At 71.4% G+C, this 22,439-nt stretch carries 23 protein-coding genes; 15 read left to right on the forward strand and 8 right to left on the reverse strand.

The features are described from left to right. The first annotated feature begins 87 nt into the window (after window positions 1-87). Together AB0C20_RS13495 and AB0C20_RS13500 are read left to right on the forward strand one after the other, a co-directional pair. Window positions 88-729, forward strand: coding sequence for an MOSC domain-containing protein (locus tag AB0C20_RS13495; RefSeq protein WP_357191058.1), 642 nt, complete (start codon window positions 88-90; stop codon window positions 727-729). A gap of 204 nt (window positions 730-933) precedes the next feature. Then, a complete protein-coding gene (locus tag AB0C20_RS13500) occupies window positions 934-2,127 on the forward strand; it encodes a low temperature requirement protein A (protein ID WP_357568060.1) in 1,194 nt (397 codons plus the stop codon). Between the two features lie 27 nt (window positions 2,128-2,154). Here the strand turns inward: AB0C20_RS13500 and AB0C20_RS13505 are convergent, their stop codons facing one another. From AB0C20_RS13505 to AB0C20_RS13515, 3 genes are all read right to left on the reverse strand, one after another. After that, window positions 2,155-3,342: a low temperature requirement protein A gene (locus AB0C20_RS13505; RefSeq protein ID WP_357191062.1), complete on the reverse strand. Its 1,188-nt coding sequence runs from the start codon at window positions 3,340-3,342 to the stop codon at window positions 2,155-2,157. Window positions 3,343-3,527: 185 nt separating this feature from the next. Beyond that, entirely contained in the window at window positions 3,528-4,430 is a 903-nt protein-coding gene (locus tag AB0C20_RS13510) for a phytanoyl-CoA dioxygenase family protein (protein ID WP_357191064.1), read from the reverse strand. Window positions 4,431-4,651: 221 nt separating this feature from the next. Then, on the reverse strand, window positions 4,652-5,512 hold the full coding sequence (locus AB0C20_RS13515) for a hypothetical protein (protein WP_357191066.1): 861 nt from the start codon (window positions 5,510-5,512) through the stop codon (window positions 4,652-4,654). A 323-nt stretch (window positions 5,513-5,835) separates the two neighbouring features. On the opposite strand from AB0C20_RS13515, the gene AB0C20_RS13520 reads away from it, so the two are divergent. Further along, on the forward strand, window positions 5,836-6,600 hold the full coding sequence (locus AB0C20_RS13520; RefSeq protein WP_328652545.1) for an SDR family NAD(P)-dependent oxidoreductase: 765 nt from the start codon (window positions 5,836-5,838) through the stop codon (window positions 6,598-6,600). A 48-nt stretch (window positions 6,601-6,648) separates the two neighbouring features. On the opposite strand, the gene AB0C20_RS13525 is transcribed toward AB0C20_RS13520, so the two are convergent. Beyond that, window positions 6,649-7,437 (reverse strand): enoyl-CoA hydratase-related protein, encoded by a 789-nt coding sequence (locus AB0C20_RS13525; RefSeq protein ID WP_238690179.1) that lies wholly within the window; start codon window positions 7,435-7,437, stop codon window positions 6,649-6,651. A gap of 19 nt (window positions 7,438-7,456) precedes the next feature. On the opposite strand from AB0C20_RS13525, the gene hemW reads away from it, so the two are divergent. Continuing rightward, window positions 7,457-8,680, forward strand: a complete 1,224-nt coding sequence (gene hemW, locus AB0C20_RS13530; protein WP_357191143.1) for a radical SAM family heme chaperone HemW — start codon at window positions 7,457-7,459, stop codon at window positions 8,678-8,680. A gap of 67 nt (window positions 8,681-8,747) precedes the next feature. Here the strand turns inward: hemW and AB0C20_RS13535 are convergent, their stop codons facing one another. Beyond that, the gene (locus AB0C20_RS13535) at window positions 8,748-9,374 is read right to left on the reverse strand and encodes a DUF4870 domain-containing protein (protein WP_357191070.1); all 627 of its coding nucleotides are present in this window, start codon (window positions 9,372-9,374) and stop codon (window positions 8,748-8,750) included. Between the two features lie 225 nt (window positions 9,375-9,599). Here AB0C20_RS13535 and hrcA point away from each other — a divergent pair, with 225 nt between their 5' ends. The 3 genes from hrcA (at window position 9,600) to AB0C20_RS13550 (ending at window position 12,579) form a co-directional block, all read left to right on the forward strand. Continuing rightward, window positions 9,600-10,622, forward strand: a complete 1,023-nt coding sequence (gene hrcA / locus AB0C20_RS13540) for a heat-inducible transcriptional repressor HrcA (protein WP_091409786.1) — start codon at window positions 9,600-9,602, stop codon at window positions 10,620-10,622. Between the two features lie 75 nt (window positions 10,623-10,697). After that, on the forward strand, window positions 10,698-11,843 hold the full coding sequence (dnaJ, locus tag AB0C20_RS13545; RefSeq protein WP_181518639.1) for a molecular chaperone DnaJ: 1,146 nt from the start codon (window positions 10,698-10,700) through the stop codon (window positions 11,841-11,843). A gap of 1 nt (window position 11,844) precedes the next feature. After that, a complete protein-coding gene (locus AB0C20_RS13550; protein WP_357568062.1) occupies window positions 11,845-12,579 on the forward strand; it encodes a 16S rRNA (uracil(1498)-N(3))-methyltransferase in 735 nt (244 codons plus the stop codon). Between the two features lie 19 nt (window positions 12,580-12,598). Here AB0C20_RS13550 and ppk2 read toward each other — a convergent pair whose 3' ends face one another. Next, a complete protein-coding gene (ppk2, locus tag AB0C20_RS13555) occupies window positions 12,599-13,510 on the reverse strand; it encodes a polyphosphate kinase 2 (protein WP_357568063.1) in 912 nt (303 codons plus the stop codon). Window positions 13,511-13,582: 72 nt separating this feature from the next. After that, window positions 13,583-14,344 (reverse strand): SDR family oxidoreductase, encoded by a 762-nt coding sequence (locus AB0C20_RS13560; RefSeq protein ID WP_357191075.1) that lies wholly within the window; start codon window positions 14,342-14,344, stop codon window positions 13,583-13,585. Between the two features lie 107 nt (window positions 14,345-14,451). On the opposite strand from AB0C20_RS13560, the gene AB0C20_RS13565 reads away from it, so the two are divergent. From AB0C20_RS13565 to era, 7 genes are all read left to right on the forward strand, one after another. Continuing rightward, window positions 14,452-14,811: a histidine triad nucleotide-binding protein gene (locus AB0C20_RS13565; RefSeq protein WP_088988083.1), complete on the forward strand. Its 360-nt coding sequence runs from the start codon at window positions 14,452-14,454 to the stop codon at window positions 14,809-14,811. A 73-nt stretch (window positions 14,812-14,884) separates the two neighbouring features. Further along, entirely contained in the window at window positions 14,885-16,282 is a 1,398-nt protein-coding gene (locus tag AB0C20_RS13570) for a serine hydrolase domain-containing protein (RefSeq protein WP_357568065.1), read from the forward strand. Between the two features lie 131 nt (window positions 16,283-16,413). Next, complete coding sequence (locus AB0C20_RS13575) at window positions 16,414-17,472, forward strand: PhoH family protein (RefSeq protein ID WP_091409765.1); 1,059 nt, start codon at window positions 16,414-16,416, stop codon at window positions 17,470-17,472. 15 nt (window positions 17,473-17,487) lie between these two features. Continuing rightward, complete coding sequence (ybeY, locus tag AB0C20_RS13580) at window positions 17,488-17,961, forward strand: rRNA maturation RNase YbeY (protein WP_030491788.1); 474 nt, start codon at window positions 17,488-17,490, stop codon at window positions 17,959-17,961. Next, window positions 17,937-19,361 (forward strand): hemolysin family protein, encoded by a 1,425-nt coding sequence (locus AB0C20_RS13585; protein ID WP_112619635.1) that lies wholly within the window; start codon window positions 17,937-17,939, stop codon window positions 19,359-19,361. The genes ybeY and AB0C20_RS13585 overlap by 25 nt, the downstream gene beginning before the upstream one ends. Further along, window positions 19,354-19,740 carry a cytidine deaminase gene (locus AB0C20_RS13590; protein WP_266304669.1) on the forward strand — a complete coding sequence of 129 codons (387 nt, stop codon included), beginning with the start codon at window positions 19,354-19,356 and terminating at the stop codon, window positions 19,738-19,740. Before AB0C20_RS13585 ends, AB0C20_RS13590 begins: the two co-directional genes overlap by 8 nt. Further along, entirely contained in the window at window positions 19,737-20,642 is a 906-nt protein-coding gene (era, locus tag AB0C20_RS13595) for a GTPase Era (protein ID WP_181518637.1), read from the forward strand. The genes AB0C20_RS13590 and era overlap by 4 nt, the downstream gene beginning before the upstream one ends. An 80-nt stretch (window positions 20,643-20,722) precedes the next feature. Here era and AB0C20_RS13600 read toward each other — a convergent pair whose 3' ends face one another. Continuing rightward, the gene (locus tag AB0C20_RS13600; protein ID WP_357568067.1) at window positions 20,723-21,532 is read right to left on the reverse strand and encodes a DUF4097 family beta strand repeat-containing protein; all 810 of its coding nucleotides are present in this window, start codon (window positions 21,530-21,532) and stop codon (window positions 20,723-20,725) included. A 102-nt stretch (window positions 21,533-21,634) separates the two neighbouring features. On the opposite strand from AB0C20_RS13600, the gene recO reads away from it, so the two are divergent. Beyond that, window positions 21,635-22,439, forward strand: an 805-nt coding sequence (gene recO, locus AB0C20_RS13605; RefSeq protein WP_357568069.1) for a DNA repair protein RecO, incomplete at its 3' end; no start/stop codon positions are given.

The following is a 22,439-nucleotide window of genomic DNA, read 5'->3' on the forward strand; positions in this document are numbered from 1 at the left end:
CCCGAGGCCGACGTCGGCCTACGTGCGGGATGTCGACCCCCACGCTGCCGCCCTGCCCAGCCATGGACCGCCACTAGGCTGACGGTCATGACGGGCAGGGTGGCAGCGGTGAACCTCGGCATCGTGACCGAGGCTGGGTGGGCCAGCGACGCGAGCGGTCGCAGCGGCATCGACAAGCGGCCGGTCGACGGCCCGGTGTCGCTGCTCACCGGCGGCGTGGCGGGCGACTTCATCGCTGAGCGGCCCCAGCACGGCGGCCCGGACCAGGCGGTCTACGCGTACGCGGAGGAGGACGCCGCCTGGTGGGTGGCCGAACTGGGTCGCGCCATACCGCCCGGCGGCTTCGGCGAGAACCTGACCACCTACGCGGTCGACGTGACGGGTGCGGTGATCGGCGAGCAGTGGCAGGTCGGTTCGGCCCTGTTGCAGGTCACCAAGCCGCGTACGCCCTGCACCACGTTCGCCGGGTTCTGGGGCGTACCGGATCTGATCAAGCGGTTCACCGTCCGGGCATCGCCCGGGGCCTACCTGCGGGTGCTGCGCGAGGGGGAGGTCGGCGCGGGTGACCCGGTCGAGGTGGTGGACCGGCCGGCGCACGGTGTCACCATCGGCGAGGTGTTCCGGGCGACCAGCCTGGAACCGGAGTTGCTGCCCCGGCTGCTCGACGTCGAGGATCTGCCGGCGCCGATCAGGGAAAAGGCCCGACGACGCCTCGCCGCCCGGGGCTGACCGACCCCGACGACATCCGCCTCGACGCCGCGACGAGCACCGGCGGCGTCCGCGACGAGCACCGGCGGCATCCGCCTCGACGCCGCGACGAGCACCGGCGGGCTCGGCGGATCCGACCCGGAAGAACCCCGATGACGGGTCCAGCGTCGGACTTGCCCGTATCGTCCCCACGGAGGGTGTGCGGCGGGGACCGGGTGGAGCGCGATGTCGATGGCGACGGACGGCGGTGCCGCAGGGGCGTCACCCCCCGATCCGGGCCTGGAGCGTCCGGCGTTCCTGGAGCTCTTCTTCGACCTCGTCTACGTCTTCGCGCTGGTCACCTTGGCGACGGTGTTGACCGAGAACCTGACCTGGACGGGCGTCGCGGAGACGCTGGTGCTGCTGCTCGGGTTCACGATGATCTGGGCGCTGACGGTGTGGACGGCGGACAGCGTCGACCTGACCCGCCCTGCCGGGCAGGGGCAGTTCATCTGGGTGGCGGCCGCCAGCCTGCTGTTGGCCGCGCTCGCGGCCGATGCGTACGGCGATCGCCGGCTGCTCTTCGCCACCACGTACGTGGTCATCCACCTCAGTACGGCGGCCTACTACATCCTGGTCGTCTCGCTCAGGAGACCGCCGCGTCGCAGCATCCGCATCCTGATCTGGGAGGCCGTCGCGGGCATCGGCTGGATTGGTGGGGCGCTCGTCGGCGGTTCGGGGCAACTGGCGATCTGGGTGCTCGCTGTCGTCGTCGAGTACGGCGCAGCGGCGTTGGGCTGGCCGGTGCCCGGGATCGGTCGCTCACGACCGCGCGACTGGCGGCTGGTCGGCGGGCGGGTGGCCGAGCGGTACCGGCAGTTCGTCATCGTCGCGCTCGGTGTCTCGCTCTTCGTGACCGGAACGACCTTCAGCATGAGCGAGTACACGATGGAACGGGCCTGGGCGCTGGTGGTGGTGTTCAGCACGGTGGTGCTGATGTGGCGGATCTACATCTACCGCGCCGGTGAGCTGCTGACCGATGCGATCGCCAGGTCGTCCAACCCGGCGCTGCTCACCCAGTCCGCCGCGGTCACCCATTTGATCATGGTGGCCGGAATCGTCGGCGCGGCGGTCACCAGTCACCTGGTGGTGAGCCGCCCGTGGGGCGAGACCCCGTCGTCGTGGGTCGCGGTCATCCTCGGCGGCCCCGCGTTGTACCTGGTCGGTCGGGGTGTCCTCGACTTCACGGTGTTCGGGCGGATCTCAAGGTCCCGGCTGGCCGGGCTGGTGCTGCTGGCGGGCGTGGCGCCGGCCACGCCCCTGCTGCCGCCGGTGCTTGTCGCGCTGCTCGCCATGGCCGTGCTGGCCCTGATCGCCGTGGCGAATCTGCTGAGCACCCGGCGACACGCGCGAACGCCGGCGCCGCCGATGCTGCGGTGACTCTTTCCCGGGGCCGCGGACGGCGCTTCATCGCGATGGCGCGGCGGCCCCGACCAGGCGGCTGCGCGCGGCCCACCCTTCGCCGACCAGGGTGATCAGCAGGACCAGGTTCGCCAGCACCAGGGCGGTCAGGGGTGTGAGCAGGAGTGTCGCGGGTGCCATCACGGCACACAGCACCACGATCGCCAGCACCCGGGACCAGAGGATCCGGCCGGTCACCACGGCGTCGAACAGGACGCTGCCGAGCAGGAACAGGACCGGTCCGCCGAGGGTGGCGACCACCAGCTCGGCCGGGGCGCGACCGAACGGCCGGTCGATGACCAGCGAGGTGCTGGTCGAGACCAGCACCACCCCGGCGACCATGACGAGGTGGCTGTACGAGGTGGAGGTGCCGGAGCGGACCCGTTCCACAGTTGCGACGCTCGGTGGTGCCAGGATCCGCTGGACCCGCTGGAAGTAGAGCTGGAACAGGAGAACCGCGCTGACGAACGCGACAGCGCCGGTAGCCACCGCGCCAGCCGTGAATCCGCTGCCGGCCAGCCCCGTGCCGGTGCTCAGGATCAACTCGCCGAGGGCGACGATGAAGATCGCCCGGTGCCGCTCGGAGAGGTGCACACCGGTGAAGATCTGGCTGGCGAGCTCGGTACGCCCCAGCCTCGGCGTCGGCCAGCCGATCCGAGCCGAGCCGAGGTCGATCGCCACCGCGAGCGACCAGAGCACCAGTCGGGCGGTCTCGTCCACGAACACTCCGGCCACCCAGGGCGTCACTGTGACGCCGAACCAGAAGAAGACCCGGATGCTCCTGGCCTGGATCGGGCGGTTCACTCGGGTGCCGGGGATCAGGACGGCGTCACGGACCAGGTGAATACCGAAGTACGCCGCGACGAAGAGCCACCCGTACCGACCGAAGGCGTACGGCGTCGCGATCGCCATCAGCAGGGTGCCGAGCATGACCACCAGGACTGTCGCCTGGATGATCGGCAGTCGGGGGTTGAACAGGTCGGTGAGCCACGCGGTCAGCACCCAGACCCACCAGGCGGCCAGCAGCAGGACGGCGGTCTGCGCCGCGCTCCGGACGGTGAGGTTCTCGGCCAGGCTGGCAGCGAGCCGGGAGAACATGAAGATGTAGACGAGATCGAAGAAGAGTTCCAGGAAGGTCGGGTATTCCGGCTCGCCGCGGCGGCGGAGGATCCGGGGGAGCGGAGCGGATGTCACTGCGCTGCCTCCTGTGCCACCCCACGCCCTGCGCACCACGCCCCGACCTGCGCACCCGCCACGCTACCGACAGTGCGGTCCCCGGTGGTCGGGAACGGGCTCGGCCCGAGCGGTCCGTCCGCGAACGTGGAACGGCCCCCTGCCAACGCTGAGCGTCGGCAGGGGGCCGTCCTACGAGCCGTGGATCAGCGGAGCCAGGGGATGTTGCGGTCGAGCAGACCGCGCTCCTTGAGCTCCTTACGCAGCGGGATCTCGTCGTCGACGTACCCGTCCCAGTTGATGCCCCAGTAGTTGGCGGTGTGGGTGCCCTCACCGATCAGCTGGCGCTGCACGGGGGTGCGGTTGCGGTACCACTCGCCGTCCACGTCGGGGTGCAGCTCGTCCAGGGGACGGATCCACCGGTAGGTGTACCCGACGAAGAGCATCTTGCGGGTGATGGTCGACAGGTTCGTCGACCGCGAGTGCCACTGCCGGCGGTCGAAGATGAAGGCGTCGCCCGGGTTGGCGGTGATCTCCACCGTGCCCTCCGGGTCGGGGTTCTGCACGGTGAGGTCCGCCGGCCGGGACAGCGAGTTCTTCAGGTGGCTGCCCGGGATGACCTTGGTGGCGCCGCGGCCGGTCTCGGAGAGGTCCGACAGCACGTACGCGACCTTCAGCGAGAACATCGGCCGAGGCAGGTTCGGGTCCATCGTCTCCGGGTCGGAGTTCTGGCGGTACCCGTCCTGGTGCCAACCCCAGTACGGCTTCTCCGGCTCGGCGGCCGGCGGGGTGACGTCCAGGTGGTTGTGGTGGGTGTAGATGTTCCAGCCGGCCAGCCCCCACATGTACGGGAAGGCGATCGGGTGGGTCAGCAGCTCACCGAAGAGCTCGTCGCGCTCCAGGAAGCCCAGCAGGTGCAGGGTGCCGTCCTTCTTGGTGGTGCCCTTGGCCTGCTCCTCCGCGTAGACGCGGTCGACCGCCGCCTCCAGCGCCGCCCGGTGGTCCTCCGTCAGGACGTTGCGCAGCAGGAGGAAGCCCTGCTCGTGGAACTCCTTGCGGTCAGTGTCGCTGATCGGTTCGTAACCGGTCCGGTCGCCGTAATCGAACACCGCGTCGTACCCCTCCCCATGAGGTGAAACCTTTTCTGGCACAGGCCGCCGATCGTAACGCGGCGGTCCAGGCATCGGGGAGGGTGTGGTGCGGGATTGGGCCAGTGTGGGACCCCGCGCAGCGAGAGAAACGCACAGAGTGAGATCCGGGAGATCAATAGTGCGATTAGATGGGCATTGCCCGATTGTGCGGTGACTGCCGGTTAAGAGATCCGGGTCGGTCAACCCTCGTTGAACACCTCGGCCACCACCTGGCCGGCGGGGTTCTGCCGACCGTCCACCCGGCCCCACGAGCCCTCGCGGGCGGTCCACTCCAGGTCGCCGAAGCGGACCCGCTTCACGCCGTGGTCCTGGGCGTGCGAGACCAGCCAGTGCGCGTACCGCCAGCCGTCGCGCTGGTCGCCCGGAGTCACCGCCAACCCGGTCGGGTCGGTCGGGTCGGTGCCCTTCAGTCCCCAGTCCAGCACCAGGTTGCGGGTCAGTTGCGCAGCCGCCGACGCGCCGTGCATCGCCGGGGTGCGCCCCACCGAGCAGGTGACCGCGCCGCTGGCGTCGCCGAGCAGGGCCCGGCTGAGCACCTCGGAGTCGTCGGCCCACTTCTGGTACGCCTCGGGGAACGCCGAGCGCTGCACCCGCTGCGCGGCGTCGGTGACCCGCATCTTCTCCCAGCCGCGCACCTTCTTGAGGGCCGCGTAGAACCGGTTGGCCGCGTAACGCGGGTCGCGGATCTGCGCCGGAGTGCCCCAGCCCTGGCTCGGCCGCTGCTGGAACAGGCCGACCGAGTCGCGGTCGCCGTCGGCGAGGTTGCGCAGCCCGGACTCCTGGTACGCGGTGGCGAGCGCGACCACGACGGCCCGCTCGGGCATTCCGCGCTTCGCGCCGATTGCCGCGATGGTCGCCGCGTTGGCCATCTGGTCGGCGTCCAGCGCGACACGTCCGTCGGCCTGCACCGTGCACTTCCGTGCCACCAGCGGCAACCTGAGGTTGTCGCCGACCTGTCGTACGACGAGCCAGATCGCGATCACGGCGACGAGGATGAGCACCACTCCACCCGCCACGGTTGCCCGAGTTCGCACCCACACCCCCAGATCGACAGTTCGCCAAGCGTACGTCCCCGCAGGCGCTGTCCGGGTCGTCCGCGCGGTTCGGGCCCAACCTGGCCGACTCTGACCGGTTCGGGGGCGCCTCCGCTGTCGCGTACCGGTTGGCGACGTTCCCGCTCTGGTCTCGATCTCACCTGCTGCGTCGTTCTGTCACCCGCCCCGGTGCGGGGCTGTCGTGAGCGTCACCGGGTAAGCGATATCGGGAAGCGATTGACCGGTCAAGGACTTAACCCGGTTGACATGTCAATTCGACCTACCACCGCATAGTCGGACGCGTGGGTCACCGCACGAGGAGGAGTTCCATGGGAACGCTCGATGGCAAGGTCGTTCTGATCACCGGCACCGGCGGTGGTCTGGGCCGCGTCGCGGCGCTGACTTTCGCCCGCGAGGGCGCGAAGGTCGTCGGGGCCGACCTCCAGGTCGCCGGTAACGACGAGACCGTCGAACTCGTCCGCCGCGCCGGCGGCGAGATGACCGGCATCGCGCCGGTCGACCTCACCGACCCCGAGCAGGTACGCAAGCTCGTCGACGACGCTGCCGCCGCCTACGGTGGCCTCGACGTGGTCTACAACAACGCGGCCGCGCTCCGCTTCGGCCCGATGCCCGACTTCTCCGTGGAGGACTGGCGCTACACCATCACCGGAGAACTCGACATTCCGTACTTCGTGTCGAAGTTCGCCTGGCCGCACCTGGTCCGACGCGGTGGCGGTGTCATCATCAGCGCCGCCTCCATGGCCGGCTTGATCGGCGGCCACGTCCCGCCGATGGTCGGTCACACCGCAGCGAACGCCGGCATCATCGGGATGACGCGACAGCTCGCGCTCGAAGGCGCGCCCCACGGCATCCGCGCGGTGGCGGTCAGCCCGGGGCCCACACTCACCCCGGCCAGCGAACGCGACCTCGGCGACAACCAGGAGGCCCGGGACGCCATCACCGCCAAGACGCTGCTCAAGCGCTTCGCGCGCCCCGAGGAGGTCGTCGAGCTGGTGGTCTTCCTCGCGTCCGACCGGGCGTCGTACATCACCGGGGCGAACTACCCGGTCGACGGCGGCGCGACCGCCTGGTGACCCGGCAGGACACCGGGGCGCCGCCGAACGACGGCGGCGCCCCCATCCTCAGTCGTCGAGAGCGGGCACCCAGCGCGCCGGTCGCTTTTCCCGGAACGCGGTGACCCCCTCGCGCCCCTCGTCGGAAAGGAAGTAGCCGGTCGAGACGGCGGAGAGCCGCGCCAGATCGGCGCGCAACTCGGCCGTACCCGGTCGGCGCAGCAACTCCTTCGCGCCGGCCAGCGCCCCGGGCGCACCGCGCACCAGCGAGTCGCAGTAGCCCCGTACCGCGTCGTCCAACCCGTCCGCCGGGACCGAGGCCGTCACCAGGCCGATCTCGGCGGCCCGGCGACCGTCGAAGGTGTCGCCGGTCAGGTACAGCTCGGCGGCGGCGCGAGGGTGCAGCCGGGGCAGCACTGTCGCCGAGATCACCGCCGGGATCACCCCGATGCGGACCTCGGTGAACGCGAACGTCGCCTCGTCGGCGCAGACCGCCAGGTCGGCGGCGGCGATCAGGCCCAGCCCACCGGCCCGCGCCGGCCCGCCGACCCGGGCCAGCACCGGCTTCGGGCACTCCCAGAGCGCCGCGAGCACGTCACCCAGCATGCCGGCCGGCACCGTCCCGCTGGCGTACGCCGCGGCGGTCTCCTTCAGGTCCGCTCCGGAGCAGAAGACCGGGCCGGTGTGGTCGAGCACGATCACACGGACCGCCTCGTCGGCGACCGCGTCAGCCAGCCCAGCCAGCAGTTGGGTCATCAGGCCGGTGGAGAGCGCGTTGCGGTTGTGCGGGCTGTCCAGGGTGAGGGTGGTCACCCCACGGGCCGTGGCGACCCGCACGAGGACGTCGGGAGAGGTCATGCCGGGCACACTAGTGGCCATGCCCGGCGTCCTTCCAGATGGTGAGACCGTCCCCGTCGACGGATCGTTGCCCGCCACCGCCACCACTGCGGTCGGCGCGCGCGGCTTCGGCGTGTACGTGCACGTCCCGTTCTGCGCCAGCCGCTGCGGATACTGCGACTTCAACACCTACACGGCGTCCGAGCTGGGCGGCGGCGCGAGCCGCGAGGGGTACGCGGACACGGTCCTGGCCGAGCTGAAGCTCGCCGGCCGGGTGCTCGGCGACACCCCGCCGCCCCGGGTCGACACCGTCTTCGTCGGCGGCGGCACGCCCACCCTGCTCCCCGCCGACGACCTGGCCCGCATCCTCGACGGCATCGACCGCACCTGGGGGCTGGCCGCCGACGCCGAGGTGACCACCGAGGCCAACCCCGAGTCGGTCACCCCGGAGTCGTTGAAGCTGCTGCGGGCCGCCGGCTACACACGGATCTCGCTGGGCATGCAGTCCGCCTCCCCGGGGGTGCTGGCGATCCTGGACCGCAAACACAGCGCCGGCCGGGCCACCGCCGCCGCCCTGGAGGCGCGCGACGCCGGGTTCGAGCACGTCAACCTGGACCTGATCTACGGCACCCCGGGGGAGCGGGCCGAGGACTTCGCCGCCTCGCTGGAGCAGGTCGTCGCCGCCGGGGTGGACCACGTCAGCGCGTACGCCCTGATCGTCGAGGACGGCACCCGGCTCGCCGCCCGGATGCGACGCGGCGAGCTGGCGTACCCCAGTGACGACGTGGCCGCCGACCGCTACCTGGCCGCGGAGGCCGCGCTCGACGCGGCAGGGCTCTCCTGGTACGAGGTCTCCAACTGGGCCCGCACCGAGGAGGCCCGCTGCCGGCACAACCTGCTCTACTGGACCGGCGCGGACTGGTGGGGGCTGGGCCCGGGGGCGCACAGCCACGTCGGCGGGGTGCGCTGGTGGAACGTGAAACACCCCTCGGCGTACGCCCAGCGGTTGGCAGCCGGCGCGTCTCCCGGCCTGGCCCGGGAGGTGCTCACTGTCGACGAGGCGCACATGGAGGACGTGATGCTCCGGCTGCGGCTGGCCAGCGGCCTTCCGTTGGCGGTGCTCGACGCCGCCGGCCGGGCCGGCGCCGAGCGGGCGTTGGCCGGCGGCCTCCTGGCCGCCGACGAGTACGCCGCCGGCCGGGCGGTGCTCACACTGCGCGGGCGGCTGCTCGCCGACGCTGTCGTCCGCGACCTGCTGCCCTGAGTGGCCCACCGCTGCCCGGACCGGGACCGCGGTGATCCGGACCGGCCGGGGGAGCGGCCGGCCCGGTTCACTTGATGAAGTTGGCAGTCATCGGGTAGCGGTACGGGGTGCCCTCGTTGGCCTTGATGCCGGCGATGATCCCGAACAGGATCTGGATCACCACGACGGCGATGCTGGGCAGGAAGAGCAGGCACCAGCTCACGAAGAGCAGCACGAACGCGATGATCGACCAGAGGATCTGGAAGTTCAGGGCGGCGAGGGCGTGCGCCCGGACGGTCGGCGACTGCTGGCCGCGGGCCAGGTAGGCGATCAGCGGGGCGACGAAGCCCAGCGGACCAAAGCTGACCAGCGCGCCGAGCGCGCCGCCGAAGTGCGCGACAAGCGCCCAGGTCTTGTCCTCGTTGGTGGCGTAGCCGCCGCCGGGGCCGCCGTAGGCCCCACCGGCCGGGTAGCCGCCGGGTGGGGGATAGCCACCGGGCGGGGGGTAGCCGCCTGCCGGAGGGTAGCCGCCTGACGGCGGTTGGTCACCGGTGGGCGGCGGATAGCCACCGGGCGGGGGATAGCCGGCTGGGCCGGGTGCCCCGGACAGTGGTGCGGTGGGCGGCTCGGCCGACGGAAACGGGCCTGGGGAGGTGGGCTCCGGCGGGTAGTTGCCGGGGTCGCCCGAGCCGGGAGGGCGAGGAGGTTCAGTCATGGATGTCACGGTAGGTGCCAGTGGCAACGCCGCACCAGAGCGACACCGCCTGGCAGTGTGGGCCGATCGGCCCCACAGGGTGGTGTGGGCCGCACCGAAGGGTGGCCGTTGATCATCGCGTCGGCGGGCCCGCCGACGTAGACTGGCACTCGTTACAGTCGAGTGCCAGGACGGCCCGACCGGCCCAGAGCGCCGGCGGCCGACGTGCGACAGGAGGTGCGGAGGATGGGTCTCGACGACCGGAAACTCGCAGTGCTCCGCGCCATCGTCGAAGACTACGTCTCCACCCAGGAGCCGGTCGGCAGCAAGGCGCTGGTCGAGCGGCACCAGCTCGGGGTCTCCCCGGCCACTGTCCGCAACGACATGGCCGTGCTGGAGGAGGAGGGCTACATCCGGCAGCCGCACACCAGCGCCGGCCGGGTGCCCACCGACCGTGGCTACCGCCTCTTCGTCGACCGGTTGTCCCGGGTCAAGCCGCTCAGCCCGGCCGAGCGCCGGGCCATCGAGCGCTTCCTGGTCGGCGCTGTCGACCTCGACGACGTGGTGCACCGCACGGTGCGGTTGCTCGCCCAGTTGACCAGGCAGGTCGCCGTCGTGCAGTACCCGAGCCTGGCCCGCTCCTCGGTGCGTCACCTGGAGCTGGTGCCGATCTCCACCACCCGGCTGATGCTCGTCATGATCGCCGACACCGGGCGGGTGGAGCAGCGACTCGTGGAGTTGCCCGGGCCGGTGCCCGCCGACGACGTCACCGACCTGCGCCGACTGATCAACGAGAAGCTCGCCAACGCCCGGCTGTCCGAGACGCCCCCGCTGGTGCAGGCGCTGGTCGAGGAAGCGCCGACCGGCCTGCGTCCGACAATGACCACGCTCGCCACCGTCCTGCTGGAGACGCTCGTCGAGCGGCACGAGGAGCGGATCGCGCTCGCCGGCACCGCGAACCTCACCAGGGGCGGCCTGCTCGACTTCCAGGGCTCCCTGCGGCCGATCCTCGAAGCCCTGGAGGAGGAGGTCGTGCTGCTCAAGCTCATCGGTGAGACCGAGCCGAGCACGACCCGGGTGCTGATCGGCGACGAGAACGAGTTCGACAACCTGCGCGCCGCCTCGGTGGTCAGCACCGGGTACGGCCCGGGCACCACGATCGTTGGCGGCCTGGGGGTGCTGGGGCCCACCCGGATGGACTACCCCGGCAACATCGCCACGGTGCGCGCCGTGGCACGCTACGTGGGCGAGTTGCTGGCCCAGAACTGATTGGTCAGGGCCGATGCGGCCGGCTGCGGCCGCCGACCGGCGCAACGCGAGACGAACATGAGGACACGGAACGCAGTGGCCAGGGACTACTACGGCATTCTCGGTGTGAGCCGGGAAGCCTCCGATGACGAGATCAAGCGCGCCTACCGCAAGCTGGCGCGCCAGTTCCACCCGGACGTCAATCCGGACCCGGAGGCTCAGGAGAAGTTCAAGGACATCAACGCCGCGTACGAGGTCCTCTCGGACGACCGGAAGCGGCAGATCGTCGACCTGGGTGGCGACCCGCTCGCCCCGGGTGGTGGCGGTGCCGGCGGCCCGGGTGGTCCCGGAGGCGCCGGCCCGTTCGTCGGTTTCCAGGACATCATGGACGCGTTCTTCGGCGGTGCCGGAGGTGGCGCCCGTGGCCCACGGCCGCGTACCCGCCCGGGCGCCGACGCGATCCTGCGACTCGAACTCGACCTGCACGAGACGGCGTTCGGCGTCGAGGCCCCGATCACCGTCGACACCGCGGTGCTCTGCACCACCTGCTCCGGCGCCGGCACTGCCGCCGGCACGCACCTGGCGACCTGCGAGGCGTGCGGCGGTCGGGGCGAGGTGCAGTCGGTGCAGCGCACCTTCCTCGGCCAGGTGGTCTCCGCCCGGCCGTGCACCGTGTGCCAGGGCTACGGCACCACCATCCCGCACCCCTGCCCCACCTGCGCCGGCGACGGCCGGGTGCGGACCCGCCGCTCGCTGACCGTCAAGATCCCGGCCGGCGTCGAGGACGGCATGCGGATCCGGCTGGCCCAGCAGGGCGAGGTGGGCCCCGGCGGCGGCACCGCCGGTGACCTCTACGTGGAGATCCACGAGCGCCCGCACGACGTGTACTCGCGCAAGGGCGACGACCTGCACTGCCGGGTCACAGTGCCGATGACGGCGGCGGCGCTGGGCACCCGGCTGACCATCAAGACGCTGGACAGCGAGGAGACCGTCGACGTCAAGGCCGGCACCCAGCCGGCCAGCACGCTGCGACTGCGCGCGCGGGGCGTGCCGCACCTGCGCGGCACCGGCCGAGGCGACCTCTACGTCCACCTGGACGTGCGGACGCCGACCAAGCTCGATCCGGACCAGGAGAAGATGCTGCGCGACTTCGCCAAGACCCGTGGTGAGGAGGTCGCCGAGCTGTCAAAGCAGGGCGGCTTCTTCTCCCGGATGCGCGACGCGTTCAACGGGCACGCCTGAGGTGTCCGCGCCGCTGTTCCTGGTCGAGGCGCTGCCCACCGGCGACGCGCTGACACTGGACGGCCCCGAGGGGCACCACGCCGCGACAGTGCAGCGGTTGCGCGTCGGCGAGGAGCTGCTGCTCGCCGACGGCCGGGGTGGCACGGCCGCCGCAGTGGTCACCGCCGTCGGCCGGGGCAGCCTGGAGGTCACCATCACCTCCCGGGGGTACGCGGACGCGCCAGTACCCCGTCTGGTGACGGTGCAGGGCATCGCCAAGGGCGACCGAGGTGAGCTGGCCGTGCAGGCGATGACCGAGGTCGGGGTGGACGAGATCGTGCCCTGGGCGGCCTCCCGTTCGGTGACCCAGTGGCGCGGCGACCGGGGCGTACGCGCCCGGGAGAAGTGGGTGGCCACCGCCCGGGAGGCGGCCAAGCAGGCCCGCCGGCCGTGGCTTCCGGTGGTGGCCGGTGCGCCGGACGAGTCCACCGCCACTGTGGCTCGGCGGATCGCCGGTGCCGCCGCCGGGTTCGTGCTGCACGAGGAGGCCCAGGACCGGCTCACTACCGCCGATCTGCCCTCCACCGGCGAGATCGTGCTGGTGATCGGCCCGGAGGGTGGCATCGCCCCGACCGAGCTGACCGCCTTCACCGAGGCCGGCGGGCGACCCGTACGTCTCGGGCCGGCCGTGCTGCGCACCTCCACCGCCGGCGTGGCGGCCCTCAGCGTGCTCGCCACCCGCCTCGGTCGCTGGTGACAGTGGGCCTCGGGCTCGTTCAGGGCCGGGGAAACACCGGCACCACCTCTTCCTCCGGCCCCAGGTCCAGCCCGGCCGGCCCGATGATCTGAGGGTCCGGTGCGCCGACCACGTCGGGGTCCTTGCCCGTGTAGTCGAAGCGGTGCAGCACGTGCCGCATCGCCTCGAGCCGGGCCCGCTTCTTGTCGTTGCTCTTCACCACCGTCCACGGCGCGTCGGCCGTGTCGGTCCAGAAGAACATCGCCTCCTTGGCCTCGGTGTACTCGTCCCACCGGTCGAGTGAGGCGATGTCCATCGGGGACAGCTTCCACTGCCGGACCGGGTCGACCTGGCGGATCGCGAACCGGGTGCGCTGCTCGTTCTGGGAGACGGAGAACCAGAACTTGACCAGCCGGATGCCCGAGCGCACCAGCATCCGTTCCAGCTCCGGGGCCTGCCGCAGGAACTCCAGGTACTCCTTGCGGCTACAGAAGCCCATCACCCGCTCCACGCCGGCCCTGTTGTACCAGGAACGGTCGAACAGCACGATCTCGCCGGCCGCCGGCAGGTGTGCCAGCCAGCGCTGGAAGTACCACTGGGCGGCTTCCCGCTCGTCCGGCTTGGCGAGCGCCACCACCGACGCGCCACGCGGGTTGAGGTGCTCCATGAAGCGTTTGATGGTGCCGCCCTTGCCGGCCGCGTCCCGGCCCTCGAAGAGGATCACCAGACGCTCGCCGGACTCCTTGATCCAGTCCTGGAGCTTCAACAGCTCGATCTGGAGCAGCCGCTTGTCGCGGTCGTACTCGTCGCGGTCCAGTCGCTCGTCGTACGGGTAGTCCTCGCGCCAGGTCTCGACGGGGGTGCCGTCGGGGCGGAGCAGGACAGGGTCGTCGTCGTGGCCATCGGCCACCCGGTAGTCGGCGGTGAGGTCCAGCAGCGCGGAGTCGGCCATGTCGGTGGGACTTACCCTTCCGCGAACCGCCAACCACCTCCCCGGCCGGGTGATCTGCCGACGGCGTCGACCTCAGCTGCGCAGGTAGGAGGCACCGTTGAGATCGACGATAGTGCCGGAGGCCCACTCGGACTGCGGCGAGGCCAGCCAGTGCACGGCGGCGGCGATCTCCTCCGGTTGGCCCACCCTGTCGAACGGGCTCTGCGCCCGGATGGCCGCGCCCCGCTCGCCGCGCAGGTGCTCGGTGGTCATGTCGGTCGCCACGAAGCCCGGCGCGACGGTGGCGACGGTGATGCCGTACGGCGCGAGCGCCACGGCGAGGGACTGGCCCAGCGCGTTCAGCCCCGCCTTGCTGGCGCCGTACGCCGGCTGCTCCGGTTCGCCGCGGAACGCGCCACGGGACGAGACGTTGACGATCCGCCCGCCGCGTTCGCGCATGTGCTGGGCGGCGCACCAGGTGACGTTGCCGGCGCCGGTCAGGTTGGTCTCCATGACCTGCCGCCAGCGCTTCTGCCACTCCTCGTACGAGGCGCCGAAGATCGGGTGCGGGTCGTCGCGGTCGCCGTACGTCCCGGCGTTGTTGACCAGCACGTCCAGTCCGCCGAGCAGTTCGGCGGCCCGGTCGACCATGACCCGGACCGCGTCCGGATCGGTGAGGTCGGCGCGGACCACGGCGTGCCCGGTGCCCGGCAGGTGCGCGCGCAGTTCCTCGGCCGCGTCGGCGGAGTCGCGGTGGTGGATGGCCACCCGGTCGCCGCCGGCTGCGAACGCCTTCGCCACGGCGCGGCCGATCCCGCGCGAGGCCCCGGTCACGAGTACCGCCCGATCCGTCATGCCGGCCATCCTGCCTCAGCAGTGCCTTGGCCTACGAACGGGCCGGGAGCACTCCGGCGCGTGCTGCGCCGGAGTGCTCCCGGCCCGTTAGTCCTTACACTGCCCCGATGGGATCCGACTGCCTGTTCTGCCGCATCGTCGCCGGGGAGATTCCGGCCACAGTGGTCCGGGAGACCGACACCACGCTCGCCTTCCGCGACATCGACCCGAAGGCGCCGGTGCACGTCCTGGTCATTCCGAAGGAGCACTACGCCGACGTCGCCACGCTCGCCCAGGGTGACCCGGCGCTGGCCGCCGACGTGCTGGCGACGTCCGCCGCCGTGGCCGAGGACGAGGGGCTGCTCGGCGACGGTTTCCGGCTGATGTTCAACACCGGCGCGTACGGCGGGCAGGAGGTCTTCCACGTGCACGCGCACCTGCTCGGTGGTGCGCCGCTCGGCCCGATGCTCGCCCGGGACCTGGCGTGAGCGAGCGCAGCGAGCGAACCAGAAGGCTCAGTGGGGTGCCTCACGCCGACGCGCAGCGAAGCGGAGCGGGGGCGTGACCGGAGGTGCGGCGCCTGGCTCTCGGGCGGATGAGCACCTGGACCGGTTGGTCCGGCGGGTGCAGGCCGAAGCCCGGGTGCCGGCGGTGTCCGCGGCGCTGCACCGGGCCGACCGACCGCTCTGGAGCTGCACCGTCGGCGAGACCGGCACCGACAGCCCCCTGGGCGCGGGCACCCAGTTCCGGATCGGCTCGATCACCAAGACGTTCACAGCGGTGCTGGTCCTACAGTGCCGCGACGACGGGCTGCTGGACCTGGACGACCCGGTGGGACGGCACCTGGACCTGCCGGCGCACGGCGAGCTGACCGTACGCCGGTTGCTGTCGCACACCGGCGGCCTGCAACGCGAGCCGTTCGGCGATGTGTGGGACAGCCTGCGCGCACCGGACGACGACAAACTGGTCGCCGAGCTGGGCCGAGCCGAGCGGGTGCTGCCGACCGGCCGGCGGTTCCACTACTCCAACCTGGGCGTGGCCGTCCTCGGCCAACTCGTCGCCCGGCTCCGCGGCGGCGGCTGGGCGCAGGCGCTCACCGAGCGGATCCTGACGCCGTTGGGGCTGACCGACACCACAGTGACCCCACTGCCGACGGCGGCCACCGGGTTCCTGGTCGACGCGTATTCCGACGAGGCGCACCCGGAACCGCCGACCGACTTCGGCGCTGTCGGCCCGGCCGCCCAGCTCTGGAGCACCGCCACCGATATGGCCCGCTGGGCGGCGTTCCTGGCCGACCCGGCGGCGCTGGACCCGACCGGCGCGGTCCTCGCCCCGGCCACCCTGGACGAGATGCGCTGGCCGCTGACCACCACCGACGAGACGCTCTGGGGCGCGGGCTTCGGGCTCGGGCTGATCCTGATCCCGCAGGGGGAGCGGGTGATGCACGTGGGGCACGACGGGGCGATGCCCGGCTTCCTCGCCGGGGCGTACGGCCGTCGCGGCGGTGACGGCACACCCGGCGCGATGGGCGCCGCGGTGCTCGGCTCGTCCGGAACGGCGAGCGAACTGTTCGACCTGTCGCACCGGCTGCTCGCCGCGGCGGTCGAGCACGACCCGGCCGAGATCGAGCCCTGGCGGCCCGGCGCACCCGCGCCGGCGGCCCTGCGGGGTGCGCTCGGCCGCTGGTGGGGCGAGGGCTCCGAGTACGTCTTCTCCTGGCACGACGGCACCCTGCGGGCGCGGGGGGTCGGTGATCCGACCGGACGTCCGCCGGCGATCTTCACCCCGCTGCCGGACCAGCCGGACGTGTTCCGGGTGGTCTCCGGTCGGGAGGTCGGTGAGCTGCTGCGGCTGACCCGGGATGAGGCCGGCGCGGTGGTCCGGATGCACTGGGCGACGTACCGGTTCACCCGCCACCAGGAGACCTTCGACAGGTACGACTTCCGGGCCGGGAGTTGATCGCGGCCAGCGGAAATGGGCGCGATGCGGCCCGCGTTGAACCGATACGATGGGTGTAACGTCCGCACGCCAGGCCAGGAGGCCGGCGCCGAGATCGAGAGCAGGTGGCGCAGGGCCCTTCGGCCCAACCTATGACCGGCACCCCACCTCCCGGCCCGCCCCGGGTGCAGACCAGGATCACAGTGCCCGACCCGAAGATCATGGTCAATCTGCTCGGCGCAGGCGACGAGATCCTCAGACTCGTCGAACGCTCGGTCACCAGTGACGTGCACGTCCGCGGCAACGAGATCACCATCACCGGTGACCCCGCTGACAACGCCCTCGCCGAGCGGGTCTTCAGCGAGCTCCTCGAACTCATCGAGAAAGGCGAGACCCTGACCACTGACGCCGTCCGGCGTACCGTCGGCATGCTCGAGCAGGGCAGCGCCGAGCGGCCCGCCGAGGTCCTGACACTCAACATCCTCTCCCGGCGCGGGCGCACCATCCGCCCCAAGACGCTCGGGCAGAAGAAGTACGTCGACGCGATCGACACCCACACCATCGTCTTCGGCATCGGCCCGGCCGGCACCGGAAAGACCTACCTGGCGATGGCGAAGGCCGTCCAGGCGTTGCAGGCCAAGCAGGTCAACCGGATCATCCTCACCCGGCCGGCGGTCGAGGCGGGCGAGCGACTGGGCTTCCTGCCCGGCACGCTCAACGAGAAGATCGACCCGTACCTGCGCCCGCTCTACGACGCGCTGCACGACATGCTCGACCCGGAGACCATCCCGAAGCTGATGGCCGCCGGCACGATCGAGGTCGCCCCCCTCGCCTACATGCGGGGTCGGACGCTCAACGACGCGTTCATCATCCTGGACGAGGCGCAGAACACCACGCCCGAGCAGATGAAGATGTTCCTCACCCGACTCGGCTTCAACTCCAAGATCGTCGTGACCGGTGACATCACCCAGGTGGACCTTCCCGGCGGGACGAGCAGCGGCCTGCGGGTGGTTCGGGAGATCCTGGAAAACGTCGACGACGTGCACTTCTCCCAGTTGTCCAGCTCTGACGTGGTCCGCCACCAGCTGGTCGGGGAGATCGTCGACGCGTACGCCCGCTGGGACGCCGAGCGGGAGAACCAGCAGGCGCAGGGCGTTCACGCCGTGCCTGGGCGACCCGCCCAGGGCGGCCGGGCCGCCCGCCGCCGCTAAAGCAGAGGAAAGCAGTTGTCCATCGAGATCGCCAACGAGTCCGGTGTCGACGTCGACACCGACGCCGTGCTCGCCGTCGCCCGGCACGCCCTCGACGAGATGGGGGTCAACCCCCTCGCCGAACTGTCAGTGCTGCTGGTCGACATCGACTACATGACCGAGCTGAACCACCGCTGGATGGGTGGCGACGGCCCGACCGACGTGCTCGCCTTCCCCATGGACGAGGGCAGCGTCGACCACGGCCCGGGTGAGTCCGCACCGGCCGGCGGCGAGCCCGCCCTGCTCGGCGACATCGTGCTCTGCCCGGAGGTGGCGGCCAAGCAGGCGGCGACCGCCGGGCACGCGCCGGCCGACGAGCTGCACCTGCTCACCGTGCACGGGGTGCTGCACCTGCTTGGCTACGACCACGCCGAGCCGGAGGAGGAGCGGGAGATGTTCGCACTCCAGGCTCGGCTGCTGGCGAGCTGGCGGTCGACCCGCACCCAGTGATGTCCACTCCTCCGTTACTCGCGGCCGGCGCCACCGCCGGCCTTCCCGACTTTCAGCTGATCGTCTTCGCGGCCGGTCTGGTGGTGCTGGCCGGCCTGATCGCGATGACCGAGGCGGCCCTCGCCGCTGTCTCACCGGCACGAGCCGCCGAGCTGGCCCGCGACGGCGTGCGCGGCGCTCGTACCCTCCAGGTCGTGGCCGGCGACGTCGTCCGGCACCTCAACCTGCTTCTGCTGTTGCGGCTGCTCGCCGAGCTGACCGCCACCACGCTGGTGGCGCTCGTGGCGGTGGACAGCTTCGGCGCAGGCTGGCGGGCCGCGCTGGTGACCGCCGGCGCGATGACAGTGGTCAGCTTCGTGGTGGTGGGCGTCGCCCCGCGCACCATCGGCAGGCAGCACGCCTACGCGGTGGGTCGTGCGGTGGCGCCGCTGGTCCGCTGGTTGGGCCGGGCGCTCAACCCGCTCGCGTCGCTGCTGATCCTGATCGGCAACGCGGTCACCCCGGGGCGCGGTTTCCGGGAAGGTCCGTTCGCCACCCAGGTGGAGCTGCGGGAGCTGGTCGACCTGGCCGAGCAGCGCGGCGTTGTCGAGCACGGCGAACGCCAGATGATCCACTCCGTCTTCGCGCTCGGCGACACCATCGCCCGTGAGGTGATGGTGCCGCGTACCGAGATGGTGTGGATCGAGGAGGGCAAGACGCTCGCGCAGGCGCTGGCGCTCTTCCTGCGCTCCGGTTTCTCCCGCATCCCGGTGATCGGCGAGAGCGTCGACGACGTGCTGGGGGTGCTCTACCTCAAGGACCTGATCCGGCGCTCCCGTGGCGGGGACCCGAGGGCCGAGCAGTTGCCGGTGGCCGAGCTGATGCGCCCGGCGACCTTCGTACCCGAGTCGAAGCCGGTCGACGACCTGCTGTCCGAGATGCAGGCGGCCCGCAACCACCTGGTCATCGTGGTCGACGAGTACGGCGGCACCGGCGGTCTGGTCACCATCGAGGACATCCTCGAGGAGATCGTCGGCGAGATCACCGACGAGTACGATGTCGAGCGCCCGCCCGTCGAACGTCTGGCGGACTCCTCGGTGCGGGTGACCGCTCGCCTGCCGGTGGAGAATCTCGGCGAGATGTTCGACACCGACCTGCCCACCGACGAGGTGGAGACGGTCGGCGGTCTGCTCGCCCAGTCGCTGGGGCGGGTGCCGATCCCAGGTGCCGAGGCCGAGGTCGCCGGTCTCCGCCTGGTCGCCGAGGGCACCACCGGCCGGCGCAACCGAATCGACACCGTCCTGGTCAGTCGGGTGGAGCCGGGCGATGAACAGGACACCGCGGGGCGCGGCGAGCACGCTGGCCCCGGAGACGACACTGACAACTATCGAGACGACGAGAGGCAACCCGCCGATGCCTGACACACCCGCCGCGCCTGCCGCCCGGCCCACCCCCACCGCGTCGGGCGCGCTGAGCGCCGAGGACGGCAAGCTCGTCGTCCTGGCCCGGGGAGCCCGCGCGCGGGTCGGCGCCGTGGAGGGCGCCGCGGTTCGCGACCAGGACGGCCGGACGTACGCGGCTGCCAGCGTCGCGCTGCCGTCGCTGACGCTCACCGCGCTGCAGTTGGCGGTCGCTTCGGCAGTGGCGGCCGGGGCGACTCGGTTGGAGGCGGCGGTGGTGGTGACCGAGGCGTCGACGCTGGATGGTGCCGGGCACGCTGCGGTACGGGACCTCGCGGCGGACGCACCGGTCCACGTGGCCGCTCCGGACGGCACTGTCCTCGGCACGGTGACCCAGTGAGCCCGGTGCAGGACCCGGAGGCGCGTCCGTACCGGGCCGGGTTCGGCTGCTTCGTCGGTCGCCCCAACGCCGGCAAGTCGACGCTGACGAACGCCATCGTCGGCACCAAGATCGCCATCACCTCGAACAAGCCGCAGACCACCCGGCACGTCATCCGGGCGGTGCTGCACCGACCGGAGTCGCAGCTGGTCCTCGTCGACACGCCGGGCCTGCACCGCCCCCGTACGCTGCTCGGCGAACGTCTCAACGACCTGGTCCGGTCCACCTGGACCGAGGTCGACGTGATCGGCCTGTGTATCCCCGCCGACGAGCCGGTCGGGCGCGGTGACCGGTTCATCACCGGCGAGTTGGCCGAGTTGAAGGCGACAGTGCTGGCGGTGGTCACCAAGACCGATCTGGTGGACAAGCGTCGCCTGGCCGAGCAGCTGCTGGCGGTCAGCAAGATGGGGGAGTTCGCCGAGATCGTGCCGGTGAGCGCGGTGTCCGGGCACCAGGTGGACACCCTCGTCGACGTGATGACCAAGTACCTGCCACCGTCGCCGCAGCTCTACCCGGACGACATGCTCACCGACGACCCGGAACAGGTGCTGGTCGCCGAGCTGATCCGGGAGGCCGCCCTGGAGGGGGTCCGCGACGAGCTGCCGCACTCCATCGCCGTGGTGGTGGAGGAGATGATCCCCGAGGGTCAGGTCATGAAGATCTACGCCGACCTGTACGTGGAGCGGCCCAGCCAGAAGGCCATCGTGCTCGGGCACAAGGCGAGTCGGCTCAAGGAGGTCGGCACCAACGCCCGCAAGCAGATCGAGGAGCTGCTCGGCGGTCGGGTCTACCTCGACCTGCACGTGCGGGTCGCGAAGGATTGGCAGCGCGACCCGAGGCAACTGCGCAAGCTGGGCTTCTGACTCACCTCATTCACCGCTGCCCGACCGGCGGCACGATCGCCCTCGGTCGGGCAGCGGTGGACGATCAGCGAGAGCCGAGATCAACGCTCGCTGATCGTGAGGTTGCCGCTGTTTGCCGAACCGTCGAGCACCAGGGACGCCGCCGGGTTGTCGGCGACGGTGACGGTCTTGTCGCCGGAGTCGGCGCTGGACCGGACCCGGTAGCTGCCCTGCGGCACCACAAGCGTGACGTCACCACTGGAGGCGTGGACCCGGGCCGAGGCGGGCTTGTCCAGCTCGACGTTGACATTGCCCGAGCTGGCCTCGGCGTCGACAGTGCCGCCCAGCCGGCGTGCGCTGATGTCTCCGGACGAGGCACGCAGCCGTACCGCCGCGGCGGCCTCACTCACCTCGATGTTGCCGGAACGGGCCTCCACCCCGACCGCGCCCGACGCACCGGAGATCCGCACGTCGCCCGAGCGCACCTGCAGCTCCACGGTGCCGACCCGACTCAGCTCGACGTTGCCGGAGCTGGTCTCGCCCTGCACCGCCACACCCTCCGGCACCGTCACCTCGTACGAGACACTGCACCGTGAGCCACAGTCGGTGTCCAGCACCAGCTCGCTGCCCTTGATCTCGTAGCGGGTGTTGTCCGGTTCGCCGCCCTGGTAGCGAACCACTCGCTTGATCCGCACCTCGGACGCCGGGCCGGTGCCGCGGACCACCACGTCGCCCGAGCCCCCGGAGAGCCGGACCGTGGTGATCCGTACCGCCTCGGTGTTGTCGTAGTCGAGCCGACGGAACGACAGGTTGTCGCACCCGGTGAGCACGATGAGCGTGGTGGCGAGCCCTAGCGCGACGGGAGCGGCGACGCGACGACGGCGGGGGGTGGTGGTCAGGTGCAGTGCCATGACCAGCACGCTACGACCGAGCACGAGGTGGCCGCATCGGGGTTCATCCGCGCTTGCACCCCGAACCAACCCTGATTTCACACCCCGAGGGAGAATGGTCCGATGGCCGGGTATCGCCGACAGCTCTACCGCGACGACGCGGTGGTGCTGCGTGTGCAGAAGCTCGGCGAGTCCGACCGGATCATCACCCTGCTCACCCGCCGGCACGGCCGGCTGCGGGCTGTGGCTCGAGGGATCCGCCGCACCACCAGCAAGTTCGGTGCCCGGCTGGAGCCGTTCGGCCACGTCGACCTCCAGCTCGCCGGTGACCCGAAGGGCAACCACGGCAGTTCTCTGCACACGGTGAGCCAGGTCGAGGGCATCGACCTGTACGGCAAGCGGTTCCTGGGCGACTATCCGCGCTACACGGCGGCCAGCGCGATCGCCGAGACCGCCGAGCGGCTGACCCCGGTGGAACGGGAGCCGTCGCTGCGGCTGTTCCAGCTCACCATCGGCGCGCTGAAGGCACTGTCCCGGGGTGAGCACGCCACCACCCTGGTGCTCGACGCGTACCTGCTGCGCGGGATGTCCCTGGCCGGCTGGGCGCCGGCGCTGGTCGCCTGTGCGGTCTGCGGGACGCCCGGGCGGCACCGGGCGTTCTCGGTGCCGGCCGGCGGCGCGGTCTGTCCGGATTGTCGGCCACCCGGAGCGGCTCATCCCGCCCCGGCCACCATCGATCTGATGTCCGCGTTGACCTCCGGCGACTGGGTGATCGCCGACGCCACCGACGCCGCCGTACGTCGGGAGTGCAGTGGGCTTGTCGCGGCTCACCTGCAGTGGCACCTGGAGCGCGCGCTACGCTCGCTGCCGCTGGTCGACCGGGGTACCTCGGCGGCCGGCACGGCGTGTCGCAGCCGCTCCAACTCCG

The organism is Micromonospora sp. NPDC048843, from assembly GCF_040649965.1.
Taxonomy (GTDB): Bacteria; Actinomycetota; Actinomycetes; order Mycobacteriales; family Micromonosporaceae; genus Micromonospora; species Micromonospora hortensis.